This window comes from Enterococcus canis NBRC 100695 (assembly GCF_001544375.1).
Taxonomy (GTDB): Bacteria; Bacillota; Bacilli; order Lactobacillales; family Enterococcaceae; genus Enterococcus_H; species Enterococcus_H canis.
In genome coordinates this window covers 19,375-32,976 of record NZ_BCQJ01000009.1, presented here as the reverse complement: position 1 = coordinate 32,976, position 13,602 = coordinate 19,375, and the positions used below count along the sequence as shown (strand labels likewise).

Sequence of the window (13,602 nt, the reverse complement as noted above, 5' to 3'; positions counted from 1 at the left end):
TAGCTGATTTTGGGATGGGATTCTCAATATAACAAAGTTTTCTAATCGTTTTTGGTTTTACGTGACAAAATCTTTTAAAAAACTGCTAGGAAGTCCCCCTTTTATGGTTATTCTAACTTGTTTCAACCTGATAAAAAAACCTGTCAATAACCAGAATTTGGCTACTAACAGGTCATATTGTTATTTTTCTCGTAAATTACGGATCAAGGTTTTCAACTCATCTACATTTTGGATGTTGCGAATCTTAACATTTGGGTAGTTGTGCAACAATCGTCGTTGATTAAAGTTTAGTTTAGGCAGCCCCTTTTTCCAGTCTGGATTGCGTTTCAGCTCTTCTAACCACCGATTAGCCGGTCGTTGCTCCAAGGACGCTGCCAGCTCTGTCCGTTTTTCTTGCAAGTTTTCTTTTAAGGTATCAATATTTTGACTGACGCGTGTTTTACTTTCTTCAATAGTAGTAGCTAACTGTCCCACGACTTTTTGGAAAGATGTCATGTTTACTAGCGTATAGATTAGATCCGCCGTAATAATCACCAGCAAAATAATTGGTAAGATGATGCCAAATCGTTGTGCCAAGAAATTTTCAAAAATCATGATACGGGGATGTACTACGCGCACGATTGCCACGCAACAGATACCCCAGAAAATCGATACCGGTATGGCTACCCGTCCATTAATATTTAAGGGAACATCATCATAATTCCACCACTGAGCATGGAATAGTTTTTCCAGTACGTAACTCGTCACATATTCCAGAATCGTCACGAGAAATGCTGAGAGAAAGAATAATAGCACTAGATTGTAGCGGAATGGCTCAATAAAATACAGAACAGATAAAATGCCAAACCCATAAATGGGACAATAGGGACCCGCTAGAAAACCACGGTACACAAATTTTTTGGCCTTGATGGAGCAATAAATTGTCTCCCACAGCCAGCCAATAAAGGAATAGATAAAAAATAAATTCACGATTTTTATAAACTCTGCCATATCAGGACCTCCTTTGCTTTTAGTGTACCAAATGCAACGGATAAAGTCCCCTTCCAGCTTTTCCCAAGCCCCACCATAAGGTACAATAGGCAGCGAGGAGGAGTTTCATGAAAGAGCTAATACCTTATACCAAAAATTACCGTAAGCAATTATTTTTAGGACCCTTTTTCAAGCTATTAGAAGCTATCTTTGAACTGTTATTACCCATGTTGATGGCTTATTTAGTCGATAGTGGCATCCAAAAGGGCGATACCGGCGTTGTCTTACAAGCCGCGGGCGGCATGTTGGCCCTTTCGCTGATTGGACTTGTCTGTGTATTGATTTGTCAATACTATGCCTCCATTGCCTCGCAGGGCTATGGAACGGACTTGCGCAACGCTATGATGGCCAAAATCAACGCCCTTTCTTACCGACAGTTGAACCGCTTCGGCACAGATACGCTGATCACCCGTTTGACTAACGACGTCAATCAGATTCAAACCGCAGTGGCGATGCTGATTCGACTGGTGATCCGGGCACCTTTTTTAAGTATCGGCTCAGTGGTGATGGCTTTTATCATTGACTGGCGGGCTGGTCTCCTTTTCGCGATACTACTGCCTCTTTTTGCCGTCATTATGTGGCTGATTTCCCGGTGGACAGTACCGTTATATCGCCGCCTGCAAACGCAATTCGATGGATTAAATCAGCGCGTGATGCAAAATCTCGATGGTGTTCGGGTGATTCGCGCTTTTGCGCGGAAAAAGACTGAAACGCAAAAGGGGATTGCCACTAGCGAAGAACTGACTCGCACGGCAATCCATGTGACCAACTTATCCGCGTTATTAACGCCTTTAACCAGTTTGATTATGAATGGCGGTATCATTTTACTGTTGACTATTGGTGGGCAACAAGTTTCCATTGGCAACCTGCAGCAAGGACAAGTTTTAGCTTTGATCAACTACTTGACGCAAATGCTCCTAGCCCTGATTGTCGTCTCAAATCTGGTTGTAATTTTTACAAGGGCAGACGCCTCCGTCCAACGGGTCTCTGAAGTCTTAGCGACACCTGTGGACGAGAGTGAAAGTCATGGTAGCTTAACACCTGCCCCCACGTCTACCGTTTATCAATTCGATCACGTCAATTTTCGTTATACCGAGAAAAGCGGCTATGCCTTAACCGACCTCTCCTTCACCGTGAAAAAAGGCCAGCTGATTGGCATCACTGGGCCAACCGGTAGCGGCAAGTCAACCTTGACGCAGTTATTAGGTCGTTTTTACACAGCCGAAGGTCGGCTTACTTTTTATGACACACCTATCGAGGATTGGGAGGCTTTTGCCTTACGTCAACAGCTAGCTTACGTTCCGCAAGGCGCGAGCCTTTTCAGCGGTACGATTCGTTCCAATTTATTGTGGGGCAAAGCTGACGCCACGGAAACCGAGTGTTGGCAAGCTCTCGACCTAGCTGCGGCCGATTTCGTCCGCACCATGCCAGAGGGCCTTGATACACCAGTTGTTGAAGGTGGCTTAAACTTTTCAGGTGGACAGAAACAGCGTTTAACAATTGCCCGCGCTTTGATTCGGAAACCCGCCGTCTTAGTTTTAGACGATGCCTTGAGTGCTTTGGATTATCAAACGGAACTCCAATTACGACAAGGCTTGCGCCAAGCATTTCCAGAAACCACGATTTTCATTATCTCACAGCGGATCAGCGCGATTACGGCAGCCGATCAAATCTTCTATTTAGCGGAAGGAAAGTTGTTAGGTAAAGGAACCCACGAGGAACTGCTGGCCACTTGCACGGGTTATCAAGAACTAGCCGCTTCACAAGGAGGTGCCGACCATGAATGAGTTGACCCGGCGTTTCTTTCACTATTTACATGAACCAAAATTATTAAGTGCTACTGCTTTTTTAGGCGCTATCAACGGAATTAGTGGGGTTTTGATTACTCTCTTGATTGGTCGCTCTGTCGATCAAATGGTTGGTCCTGGGAAAGTCGATTTCCAGCAGATTACCACTTATTGTTTCTACCTGTTAGGCTTGATTATCGTCAATGCTCTTAGCCAATGGTTTATTCAACGTAATAGTAATTTAATTGCCTACCGCGCTAGCCATCGCCTCAGACGCGACCTTTTCTACAAGTTGGATCAGCTGCCGATTCGTACCTTTGACCAGTTTTCTCACGGAAATATCGCCAGTCGTTTTACCAACGATGCGGATAATGTCGCCACTGCTTGCACTGCTGTCTTTGCGCAGGTCTTCTCCGGCGTTGCCACAATTTTATTCGCCTTAGGCATCATGCTGTATTTAAACGGTTGGCTCACTCTGGTGGTCTTAGTCAGTACCCCCGTTATCTTCATCGTCAATTGGTTGGTGGCTCGCGCCTCACAGCAAAATTTTCGGGCCCAACAGCAGATTGTCGGCGACTTATCAGGTTTTATCAATGAGCACGTCCAGCAGCAAAAGCTGGTTAAAGCTTTCCAACAAGAAGCTCGCGTCAAACAAGCTTTTGCCGAGACAAATCAAACACTCTATGTCCAAGGTCAAAAAGCACAGTTTGCCTCTTCCCTAACGAATCCTTTATCGCGCTTTGTCGATCACCTCACTTATCTAAGTCTCGGCTTAGTCGGCGGATTGTTGATTGTGGCTGGGTGGGGACAAGTGACAGTAGGCGTACTATCGGCTTTTCTGATTTATGCTTCACAATTCTCTAAACCGTTTATTGATTTATCCGGCATTTCTACTCAAATTCAAACGGCCTTCGCTAGTTTAAAACGGATTTTTGAGATTTTAGATGAGCCAGACGAAACACCTGATGCACCGGACGCATTGGTTTTAAGCCAGCCACAAGGTGCCGTCACCTTCCAACAGGTCTATTTTGCCTATCAACCGACACAACCGCTGATTGAAGACTTTAGTTTACAGGTGGCTCCTGGTGAAACAGTGGCGATTGTCGGTAAGACTGGCGCTGGTAAATCAACAATCGTAAACCTTTTGATGCGTTTTTACGATCCTGATAAAGGGGCCATCTTGATTGATGACGTTGACAGTCGCCGCTATACCAGGGACAGCCTGCGTCAGAACTTCGGCATGGTTCTGCAAGACCCTTGGCTCTTTGAAAGCACCATTCGCGAAAATCTTTTGTTCGGTCGACCGGATGCTTCAGAAGAAGAACTGCGGGCCGCCGCTCGCGCTGCTTATATCGATGATTTCATTATGAAATTGCCTGAAGGCTACGACACAGTTTTAGGTCAAAGTGGCTTGTCCTTATCAGAAGGACAAGAACAGTTATTGACGATTGCCCGTACCATCATTAGCCAACCTAAGCTCTTGATTCTAGATGAGGCCACTAGCTCTGTAGATACTATGACGGAGCAATTTATCCAAAAAGCCTTTCTTAACTTAATGGAGGGGCGTACTAGCTTCGTGATTGCCCACCGATTACAGACGATTCGCTCCGCCCACAAAATTCTCGTAATGGAGCAAGGTAAAATCATAGAAGTCGGTGATCATGATACCTTGATTGCCCAGCATGGCGCTTATTATCAATTGTACCAAGCACAATTTCAACATTAAGCTTCGCACCCGGCAACTACCGGGTGTTTTTTAGTTTACTTTTGATAGCGTTTTCTAAAAATGGTATAATAAAGATACCTATAAAGAGAAACCGAGAGATCAGGCTCTATGACGTTTCAGCAACCTGCTAATGCAAGGTGCTCCATCCTGCCGCAACGGAAAGATAGGAGGAAAAAAGATGAACCATAAAAAACGTTCTGCTGAAGTTGAACAATTGCTAGACAAATATCTCAAATACCGAGTGGCCCTCAGAGAAGGTCGTTACTCTATTGGACTGGGCTATCTCATCACGAATACCACCAATCGGTTACAGGAATTAGGCTTTGATCCCCACCACTTCAAAGCGGAAATTATTTCCCTTGAAGCTTACCGAAAAGACAAAGCTGGCCAGCAGTGACGAGAGGAGGAAAAACAAATGGATGAAGAAGAGTTAGAGCAACAGCAAATCCATGAAGAGGAAGAGCAACGGCGCCGCGATGATGAGGAAGATTATCAAGATGCCGAGGATTTCTTCCACTGGTTTTAGGTAAATACTTTATAGGTAACAAAAAACGATCCCGGGGATGGCGGGATCGTTTTTTTATTTAGTTGAGGCTGCCCCTCTTAAGACAAGTTGTTTGAACGTCGTTAAGTTCCCCATAAAGTAGGTCACGACGATTTGAATCGGTAGCATCAGCGCATTTTTAATTAGACGCGGAGTCCAGATTGCCCAGCTATTCAATGGTACATTATACATCCAGGCTAGCCAGATTGGCGTTAAAATCAGATGGACAATAACCGTCACCAAGACAGTCGCCATAATCACCCGACGCCAAGTGATTTCCTTTTTGTAATAAAAATAACCATAGACTGCCCCTGTTACAAAGGCATTGATCGAAAAACCGACAAAGTACGCGGCTTTCGGAAAGAGTGCCATGCCGACAAAGTCAGCTAAGGTACTCCCAATACCGGACCAAAGCGGACCAAAAACGGCCCCCATTAGTGTTGCCGGAATAAACGTGGCACTGACGCGCAGAAATTGTGTGTCCACCGCAAAAAAGCGTTCGGTCACCACCATCACCGCAATCAGTAAAGCCATCAGGGTCATAGAACGGGTTGTTAATTTTTTCATTTCCTAGCATCTCCTTTAAGAGCTGCTACACAAAAAATATGCAGCGAATGCGAAAATAAAACCGCGAACAAATTGTTCTTCGTCCGAAAGGCAACATCCCATCCTTTCAGCACTTAACGCTTTATTTCCTACTCTGATTTTTTTAGGCACAAAGCCTACCTGAACTATAGCACAGGCCTATTCGCAATACAATTTTTTGGTTTCAGAAACTTTTCATTTTCCAGCGAACGTTCGCATTTAGACGGATAACGGGCGATTATCCGTTTCATGAACAATCTCCCGAAAATCAGCAAAGCCCGCATCCAGACCGCGAATCAAAATCTCAGCCGTGCCAATATTGGTTGCTAGTGGAATTTCATAAACATCGCTTAACCGAATCAAGGCGGTGACATCTGGTTCATGGGGCTGCGCCGCTAAAGGGTCCCGTAAGAAAATCACCATGTCCAACCGGTCTTCCGAAATCATTGCACCAATCTGCTGATCTCCACCTAGCGGCCCTGATTTAAACCGGTGGACGGGCAATCCCGTCGCCTCTTGGATACGTGTCCCAGTGGTTCCGGTCGCAAATAGTTCATGTTTTTCTAAAATAGTCTGGTAAGCCGTCGTCATTTTTACCATTAAGTCCTTTTTGCGGTCATGGGCGATTAAGGCAATTTTCATTTTATCCACTCCTCTTGTAAGCGTTTTTGTCACTTTGACGAAAAAGCACCTAGATTCTTGTGCAAGTTTCCATTGTGACTAGTTACCGCTTTCATTATACTGAACTCAAGATAAAAAAACAAAACAGAAAGAGTGAATGATTATGGTAGAAATGGCCCTTAGCCACGTGTACAAAAAATATGACAATGCGGAACGTTATTCCGTAACTGATTTTAACTTGGATATCAACGATCGTGAATTTATCGTTTTCGTTGGCCCTTCAGGCTGTGGGAAATCCACAACATTACGGATGGTAGCCGGCTTGGAAGACATCACAGAAGGCGAATTATCTATCGGCGGCAAAGTAATGAACGATGTTGCACCAAAAGACCGCGATATCGCCATGGTATTCCAGAACTACGCTTTATATCCACATATGACCGTTTTTGACAACATGGCTTTTGGCTTGAAATTGCGTAAATACGACAAAGCTGAAATCAAAAAACGCGTTGAAAATGCCGCTGACATCTTAGGTTTGACTGATTACTTACAACGGAAACCAGCCGCATTATCTGGTGGACAACGTCAACGGGTTGCCTTAGGTCGTGCCATCGTGCGTGATGCCAAAGTCTTCCTAATGGATGAACCTTTATCAAACTTGGATGCAAAATTGCGGGTTGCCATGCGTGCCGAAATCGCCAAATTGCACCAACGCTTAGAAACTACTACTATCTACGTAACCCACGACCAAACAGAAGCTATGACAATGGCTGACCGGATCGTTATCATGAAAGACGGCTTTATTCAACAAATCGGTACACCACAAGAAGTGTACGATACACCTGTTAATATGTTTGTAGCCGGCTTTATCGGTTCACCAGCGATGAACTTCTTCCGTGTTACTTTACAAGATGGCGTGATCCGTGATGGTCATGGCTTAGAATTACGTATTCCAGAAGGTAAAAATAAAATCTTGCGTGAAAAAGGCTACGAAGGTAAAGAAGTTGTCTTTGGGATTCGTCCAGAAGACATCCATAGTGAACAAGTAGCACTTGAAGCTGCTCCTGAAGCAGTAGTTCGTTCTGAAGTGGTCGTTTCTGAATTACTAGGTGCGGAAAGTATGTTGTATACGAAGATTGGCGATACTGAATTTATTTCAAAAGTAGACGCCCGTGACTTCCACCGTCCTGGCGAAGTAGTTGAATTAGCCTTTAATATCAATAAAGGACACTTCTTCGATCCAGAAACTGAAAATGTGATCAAGCTTCCTTAATTATCGGTCCCCCTTTTCTAGTCTGTTTACAGACGGAATATTAAAAAAGAGCATTGCAGCTGCAATGCTCTTTTTGCGTCCTGTTTTATGCTAAACGTGCTTTGGTATCCTCTGTAACTTCGGCTTTTTTGGCCGCTTTGAACACCGGAATATCGAAATGCTTGCTTAGAGATTTTGCCAAGAAATAGGCAATGTTGTAGTCTACTAAGCTATGGATAATCCCACCAATCCCCATCAATAAGAAGACAGAATACAAATAGCCTTGGTCATAATACGTATCTGGCATATTGCCCATCAAGAAAAAGACACTGACTACTACTAATTCCACTGCAGAATGCAAGATCGCAATCCAGACATTAAACAATTGGAATTTAGGCTGTGATAAAACAGTAGTCGGACGTTTTTGCAGATAGATGGCCCCAATTACCGCAAAGACGACGTGGGATAAGGCCCGCAACGCAATAATTGGCGTGCTGGATAAAAAGAACCCAAACGCTGTCCCCAATGAAACTAACACAGCCATCGCTGGTGAAAAGAACATGGCAATAAAGACTGGTACGTGACTCGCTAATGTGAAAGATGCTGGTGGTACCGTCACTCGCGGCATCACCATGGGAATGATAATCCCCATCGCAATTAGTAAAGCAGATATGGTTAACTGTCGTACACTTTTCATTTTCTTCCTCCTCAGTCGAGGTGTCAAGACACCTTCTCTATGCCCTTCATTGTAGAGAATCTTGTATAAGGTGTCAAGACACATTGCCCGCTTTTACGAATTTTTCTTGTGTTTTTTCATAATTGTATGAAAATGACCGGTAAAGGGAGGAATTCTCGTAAATTTTAGCCCTTGCTATCAAAAAACTCGTTCAGACTGCCTAGTCAATTAAACTGACTGTAGCATTCTAAACGAGTTTCTAATTACGCCTTAGTGGCTTCCATCACGTTACTTAGGCGGCCAAATTCTTCTAATGATAACGTTTCACCCCGGCGTGAGGGGTCAATCTCCGCCTCTGCCAAAGCTTGTTTCAACCAAGCAACGGTGGCTTCATCTTTTCCATAAGCATGGGTCAAGTTATTCCATAATGTTTTGCGGCGTAGTTGAAAGGCCGCTTTTGTTAAACGGAAAAAGGCTTTTTCATTGGTTACCGCAACTGCTGGTGTTGCCCGGCGTGTTAATTTCAAAATAGCCGAATCCACATTAGGCTGTGGTACAAACACCGTCTTCGGCACGATAAAAGCTGTTTCAGCTTCCATAAAATACTGCACAGCGATAGATAAGGAGCCATAAGCCTTGGTCCCTGGTTTAGCCGAAATGCGGTCCGCTACTTCCCGTTGCATCATGACCACCATTTCACTGACTTCCAACGAAGATTCTAGAAAATGCATCATAATCGGGGTCGTGATGTAGTAAGGCAGATTTGCCACTACTTTAATCGGCAACTGTTGCGAAAACTTTTGTGGTAGTTCTGTTAAATTGGCCTTCAGCACATCTTGATGGATAACCGTGACATTGGGGTAAGGCGCCAAAGTATCCGCCAAGACGGGGATCAGACGATCATCGATTTCAAAAGCAATGACTTCATGAGCCGCTCGTGCTAAGTATTCCGTTAAGGCGCCAATCCCGGGGCCAACTTCGATAACATTGGTCTGTTCATCAATCGCCGCTGTCTCTACGATTTTATGCAGAATATTTGGTTCTGTTAAAAAATTCTGCCCTAAGCTCTTCTTAAAAGAAAAGCCGTGTTGTTTTAGTATTTCGCGTGTGCGCGAGGGTGTCGCGATATCTTTCACTCTAAATCCTCCATTACTTTTGCCATTGCTATCTGCAATTCTTCAGGGGTGATATGGAACATCCGCAAGCGTTTTTGCAGTTGTTTACCATTCGTATAGCCAATCCGCAACTCATCCCCCAGCTTTTCACGCCGCAATTTGGCATCTGTCCCTGCCATTAAACCATAGTCGAATAAGCTTTGTCTAGGAATCTCCGGAAAATCTTCCGTGGCTGGTGTAACAACCTTTCGCAAAGCTTCTAAAATCGACGCGTCACTGGCGTGCTCCACCCCTAAGCTACCACGACGGCGCGGCACTGCCTCACCTCGCGGTAAAAAGGCATGCTTAGCATCAGGCACAGCCTCCATAATAATTTTACGAATCTTTTCACCGGAAAAATCTGGATCGGTAAATACAATCACACCACGGGTTTCTTGGGCATGCTCAATCTGCATCAAAATCTCTTCATCAATGGCGGAGCCAATCGTTTCAATCGTATCCGCCTCCACCACTTCTTGCAAGCGGCGAGTGTCGTCTTTACCTTCAACGACAATGATTTCAGCAATTTTAGGCTTAGTCATGAGCTAGTTTAAACAAGCGATGGGCATTGTCCCACGTTTGTTGTGCCACCGTTTCCAGCGGCAGTTCTCGTAATTCCGCAATTTTTTCTACCACATAGCGAGTATAACCCGGCTCGTTGCGTTTGCCGCGGTAAGGAACTGGTGCTAAATAAGGCGCATCTGTTTCCACGAGTAAACGGTCTAAAGGCACTTGCTGAGCTGCCGCTTGTACATCCAAGGCTTTTTTAAAGGTTACGACGCCGCTAAAGGAAATGTGCATCCCTAAATCTAAGAAACGGGCTGCCCATTCAGGGTCGCCGCTGAAGCTGTGCATAATACCGCCAATATCGCGAACATCCTCTTCTTTTAGTACACGATAAGTGTCTTCAATAGCATCGCGCATATGGATGCTAATAGGAAGCTGGTGTTCTTTCGCAATCGCGATTTGGCGTCGAAAAACCCGGTCTTGTACGTCTTTAGGATCTTCCATCCAATAGTAGTCCAAACCGATTTCCCCTAAGGCAACAACTTTTGGACGGGTCAATTTTGCCTCAAGATCCGTTTCAATTTCCTTCGTATAGCTCCCCGCCTCTGTGGGATGCCAGCCGATAATACTGTAAATATCTTCATAGGTTTCGTTTAAAATCAGCGATTTTTCAATCGTAGGTGTATCAAATCCCACCACTGCCATCTTCGTTACCCCTAATTCACGGGCACGGGCAATTGTTTCTGGGATATCATCATTGAATTGTTCCGCGTTCAAATGAGTATGGGAATCAAAAATCATGTCTATCCTTCCTTTCAATCCTTACTTTACCACAATCACGTGCCCTTTTCTCCTCCAAAAGACCCGTCTTAAGACGGACGCAATTTCTTTTCATTTATTCTACAATTTTTGTAGTTGTAAGAAAGGATGGGATCCTGTGGAAAAATTGGCACAACGTTTTGCGAATTCATTGGCGACTGAGCGCGGTCCAAAATCGAAAAGTCACTGGTTGATGGTGGGACTGTTTGGTTTATTGCTATACGTCCCTTTGTGGGGCCAACTCGTGGTCTTATTAGGCTTAGCTTTAGTGATGGGAATTGTTCAAGGTCCAGGCTTATTGCTATGGGGCACACTGACAGCTTTCTTGATTGCTTGGTTCCCGCCCTTAGCCTTAGTTTTTACAATCATCACAATGGTTGTAGCACTTTTGCGGCTGCGCACAGATGCTACCTTATTTGCGGTAAGTAGTATTTATTACGGGCTACCGCTAATTTTAGGTACTTGGCGGGCGTTTCATCCCATTGCAACGTGGCTGATTCTATTAATCGTCGCAGCGGGTATGTTTCTCGCTCACTTCGCTCTGTTACGTTTACCTTCACGGCAGTTTTGCTGGTATCTATTAGAGCGTCCCTTTGTAATTGTCACCTTGTTTTTACCAAAACGCCTCAAGGCTCGTTGGCGGAAACCGCCTGTTACCAACTACTCCAAACGAGCACCTCGGCGCTGAACCAAACATTATTAACACGCTTAGCTTAACAAGCTAAAAGACCCGTGAGACTACTCCTTCGAGCAGACTCACGGGTCTTTTCATCTATTAGCCGATAACCGCACCATTTGGTACATTTTTCGGTGCTTCGATCACTTGTAGTTTACCATCGAATTCAGCTGACAAAATCATGCCTTGGCTGACTTGTCCCCGCATTTTACGTGGTTTCAAGTTCGCCACGATGACAACTTTCTTCCCAATCAAATCGCTTGGATCTGGATAAAATTCGGCGATTCCTGAAAGGATTTGACGATTTTGTGGGTCGCCTGCATCCAAACGGAATTGCAATAATTTATCAGCGCCTTTGACTTTCTGACAGTCGATAACTTCAGCGACTTTTAATTCCACTTTATCAAAGTCTTCAAATTTGATCGGTTTTTCTTTCACCGAAACTAGTTCAGTTTCTTCTGGATCCCATTTGATTTCTTCTTTGACATCGCCAACACCTTCTGCCATGCGTTTTTGGATGTAGGTCACTTCTGTTTCCATTTCCAAACGTGGGAAGATTGGAGTCCCTTTGCTGACAACTTTCGTGCCGGAAGGGAATTCACCAAAGTGAATCTGTGTCATATTCAAGCTATCAATATCTAACCCTAATTGTTCAAAGATTTTAGCTGGTGTTTGGGTCATGATTGGTTGCAATAAGATTGCAACGATCCGTAGGCTTTCAGCCAAGTGGACCATCACGCTATCCAATTCTTTTTTCTTCTCGGGATCTTTAGCTAAAACCCAAGGCTCTGTTTCGTCAATATATTTATTGGCGCGAGAGACCAACGTCCAGATTTCGGCCAAGGCCGTATTGAATTCCATTTTTTCCATGGCTTCATGGTAACGGCTAATAACGTTAGCGGCCGTTGTGGATAATTCACTGTCAAACGGTGTGACTAGTGATGCATAGTTAGGTACCAAGCCATCACAATATTTGTTAATCATGGCCACCGTCCGGTTCAATAAGTTGCCTAGGTCATTGGCTAAGTCATAATTGACCCGCGCCACAAAATCTTCTGGTGTAAAGACGCCGTCACTACCAAATGGTACTGCTCGCAGTAAATAGTAACGCAGCGCATCTAAGCCGTAGCGTTCTACTAGCATTTCCGGATAAACCACGTTCCCTTTTGATTTCGACATTTTGCCGTCTTTCATCAACAGCCAGCCGTGACCAAAAACTTTTTTCGGTAATGGCAATTCTAACGCCATCAACATGATAGGCCAGTAAATCGTGTGGAAACGAACGATTTCTTTCCCTACCATGTGCACATCTGCCGGCCAGTATTTTTGGAATAACGTATCATCATCGGAACCATAGCCTAATGCCGTGATATAGTTAGATAACGCATCGATCCAAACATAGACTACGTGTTTAGGATCGCGCGGTACTGGAATTCCCCAGCTGAAAGTTGTCCGTGAAACAGCCAAATCTTCCAAACCTGGTTTAATGAAGTTATTGATCATTTCATTTTTACGAGATTCTGGTTGGATAAATTCTGGATGTTCATTGTAGTAAGCCAATAAACGATCCGCGTATTTACTCATCTTAAAGAAGTAAGACTCTTCTTTTACTAATTCCACTTCGTGACCACTTGGCGCTTTCCCGCCGATGACTTTGCCGTCTTCGTCGCGGTAGACCTCAGCTAACTGTGTTTCTGTGAAAAATTCTTCATCAGACACAGAGTACCAGCCTTCATATTCACCTAGGTAGATATCTCCTTGGGCCAATAAACGTTCAAAAATCTTTTGAACCCCTTTTTGATGGTAATCATCCGTTGTCCGGATAAATTTGTCATAGCTGATATCCAGTGTTTTCCACAATTTTTTGACGTCAGCTGCCATGCGGTCTACATATTCTTGAGGCGCTACCCCTAATTCTTCCGCTTTTTTCTCGATTTTTTGACCGTGTTCATCCACACCTGTCAAATAAAAAACATCAAAGCCCATCAAGCGTTTATAACGCGCAACAGCATCACAGGCGATTGTTGTATAAGAATTGCCGATATGCAATTTCCCACTTGGGTAATAAATCGGTGTTGTAATGTAAAATGTTTCTTTCTGTGTCATAACAGAAAAAACCTCCTTAAAAAATCATCTACATGATGGTATTCCTAAACAGTATACCACAATCGTCTGGCAGTTTCCGCTAAAAATATCAGCCGCTTTCCTACTGAGAAAAGTCATCCT

At 44.2% G+C, this 13,602-nt stretch carries 12 protein-coding genes, 1 pseudogene and 2 riboswitches; of the genes and pseudogenes, 5 read left to right on the top strand and 8 right to left on the bottom strand.

Annotated elements, in window-relative coordinates; translation table 11 throughout:
- Nucleotides 1-180 precede the first annotated feature (180 nt).
- The gene (locus tag ECA01S_RS11460; RefSeq protein WP_067395594.1) at nucleotides 181-990 is read right to left on the bottom strand and encodes a putative ABC transporter permease; all 810 of its coding nucleotides are present in this window, start codon (nucleotides 988-990) and stop codon (nucleotides 181-183) included.
- Nucleotides 991-1,097: 107 nt separating this feature from the next.
- On the opposite strand from ECA01S_RS11460, the gene ECA01S_RS11455 reads away from it, so the two are divergent.
- The 3 genes from ECA01S_RS11455 (at nucleotide 1,098) to ECA01S_RS11445 (ending at nucleotide 4,939) form a co-directional block, all read left to right on the top strand.
- Complete coding sequence (locus ECA01S_RS11455) at nucleotides 1,098-2,816, top strand: ABC transporter ATP-binding protein (protein WP_067395591.1); 1,719 nt, start codon at nucleotides 1,098-1,100, stop codon at nucleotides 2,814-2,816.
- The gene (locus ECA01S_RS11450; protein WP_067395589.1) at nucleotides 2,809-4,542 is read left to right on the top strand and encodes an ABC transporter ATP-binding protein; all 1,734 of its coding nucleotides are present in this window, start codon (nucleotides 2,809-2,811) and stop codon (nucleotides 4,540-4,542) included. Before ECA01S_RS11455 ends, ECA01S_RS11450 begins: the two co-directional genes overlap by 8 nt.
- A gap of 75 nt (nucleotides 4,543-4,617) precedes the next feature.
- A riboswitch (SAM riboswitch) is annotated at nucleotides 4,618-4,712 on the top strand.
- Between the two features lie 8 nt (nucleotides 4,713-4,720).
- The gene (locus ECA01S_RS11445; protein WP_067395587.1) at nucleotides 4,721-4,939 is read left to right on the top strand and encodes a hypothetical protein; all 219 of its coding nucleotides are present in this window, start codon (nucleotides 4,721-4,723) and stop codon (nucleotides 4,937-4,939) included.
- Between the two features lie 183 nt (nucleotides 4,940-5,122).
- On the opposite strand, the gene ECA01S_RS11440 is transcribed toward ECA01S_RS11445, so the two are convergent.
- Together ECA01S_RS11440 and mgsA are read right to left on the bottom strand one after the other, a co-directional pair.
- Entirely contained in the window at nucleotides 5,123-5,653 is a 531-nt protein-coding gene (locus ECA01S_RS11440) for a folate family ECF transporter S component (protein ID WP_067395585.1), read from the bottom strand.
- Nucleotides 5,654-5,692: 39 nt separating this feature from the next.
- A riboswitch (THF riboswitch) is annotated at nucleotides 5,693-5,791 on the bottom strand.
- Between the two features lie 99 nt (nucleotides 5,792-5,890).
- Nucleotides 5,891-6,313, bottom strand: a complete 423-nt coding sequence (gene mgsA / locus ECA01S_RS11435; RefSeq protein WP_067395583.1) for a methylglyoxal synthase — start codon at nucleotides 6,311-6,313, stop codon at nucleotides 5,891-5,893.
- A gap of 142 nt (nucleotides 6,314-6,455) precedes the next feature.
- Here mgsA and ECA01S_RS11430 point away from each other — a divergent pair, with 142 nt between their 5' ends.
- Complete coding sequence (locus ECA01S_RS11430; RefSeq protein WP_067395581.1) at nucleotides 6,456-7,565, top strand: ABC transporter ATP-binding protein; 1,110 nt, start codon at nucleotides 6,456-6,458, stop codon at nucleotides 7,563-7,565.
- Between the two features lie 85 nt (nucleotides 7,566-7,650).
- On the opposite strand, the gene ECA01S_RS11425 is transcribed toward ECA01S_RS11430, so the two are convergent.
- The 4 genes from ECA01S_RS11425 to ECA01S_RS11410 all read right to left on the bottom strand — a co-directional run bounded on the left by ECA01S_RS11425 (nucleotide 7,651) and on the right by ECA01S_RS11410 (nucleotide 10,682).
- Nucleotides 7,651-8,241, bottom strand: a complete 591-nt coding sequence (locus ECA01S_RS11425) for a hypothetical protein (protein ID WP_067395578.1) — start codon at nucleotides 8,239-8,241, stop codon at nucleotides 7,651-7,653.
- 242 nt (nucleotides 8,242-8,483) lie between these two features.
- Entirely contained in the window at nucleotides 8,484-9,356 is an 873-nt protein-coding gene (gene rsmA / locus ECA01S_RS11420; protein WP_067395575.1) for a 16S rRNA (adenine(1518)-N(6)/adenine(1519)-N(6))-dimethyltransferase RsmA, read from the bottom strand.
- On the bottom strand, nucleotides 9,353-9,916 hold the full coding sequence (gene rnmV / locus ECA01S_RS11415) for a ribonuclease M5 (RefSeq protein ID WP_067395572.1): 564 nt from the start codon (nucleotides 9,914-9,916) through the stop codon (nucleotides 9,353-9,355). The genes rsmA and rnmV overlap by 4 nt, the downstream gene beginning before the upstream one ends.
- Entirely contained in the window at nucleotides 9,909-10,682 is a 774-nt protein-coding gene (locus ECA01S_RS11410; RefSeq protein WP_067395569.1) for a TatD family hydrolase, read from the bottom strand. Before ECA01S_RS11410 ends, rnmV begins: the two co-directional genes overlap by 8 nt.
- Before the next feature lie 136 nt (nucleotides 10,683-10,818).
- Between ECA01S_RS11410 and ECA01S_RS11405 the strand changes: the two genes are divergently transcribed.
- Nucleotides 10,819-11,388 (top strand): hypothetical protein, encoded by a 570-nt coding sequence (locus tag ECA01S_RS11405; protein WP_067395566.1) that lies wholly within the window; start codon nucleotides 10,819-10,821, stop codon nucleotides 11,386-11,388.
- A gap of 87 nt (nucleotides 11,389-11,475) precedes the next feature.
- Here the strand turns inward: ECA01S_RS11405 and metG are convergent.
- Nucleotides 11,476-13,491: pseudogene (gene metG, locus ECA01S_RS11400) on the bottom strand (methionine--tRNA ligase); the annotation flags it as partial.
- Between the last annotated feature and the right edge of the window lie 111 nt (nucleotides 13,492-13,602).

Excerpts from the sequence above, each read along its gene's own strand:
- ECA01S_RS11455 (WP_067395591.1), top strand. The coding sequence starts at position 1,098 with ATGAAAGAGCTAATACCTTATACCAAAAATTACCGTAAGCAATTATTT.
- ECA01S_RS11445 (WP_067395587.1), top strand. The coding sequence starts at position 4,721 with ATGAACCATAAAAAACGTTCTGCTGAAGTTGAACAATTGCTAGACAAA.
- ECA01S_RS11410 (WP_067395569.1), bottom strand. The coding sequence starts at position 10,682 with ATGATTTTTGATTCCCATACTCATTTGAACGCGGAACAATTCAATGAT.
- ECA01S_RS11460 (WP_067395594.1), bottom strand. The coding sequence starts at position 990 with ATGGCAGAGTTTATAAAAATCGTGAATTTATTTTTTATCTATTCCTTT.
- ECA01S_RS11450 (WP_067395589.1), top strand. The coding sequence starts at position 2,809 with ATGAATGAGTTGACCCGGCGTTTCTTTCACTATTTACATGAACCAAAA.
- mgsA (WP_067395583.1), bottom strand. The coding sequence starts at position 6,313 with ATGAAAATTGCCTTAATCGCCCATGACCGCAAAAAGGACTTAATGGTA.
- ECA01S_RS11430 (WP_067395581.1), top strand. The coding sequence starts at position 6,456 with ATGGTAGAAATGGCCCTTAGCCACGTGTACAAAAAATATGACAATGCG.
- ECA01S_RS11440 (WP_067395585.1), bottom strand. The coding sequence starts at position 5,653 with ATGAAAAAATTAACAACCCGTTCTATGACCCTGATGGCTTTACTGATT.
- rnmV (WP_067395572.1), bottom strand. The coding sequence starts at position 9,916 with ATGACTAAGCCTAAAATTGCTGAAATCATTGTCGTTGAAGGTAAAGAC.
- ECA01S_RS11425 (WP_067395578.1), bottom strand. The coding sequence starts at position 8,241 with ATGAAAAGTGTACGACAGTTAACCATATCTGCTTTACTAATTGCGATG.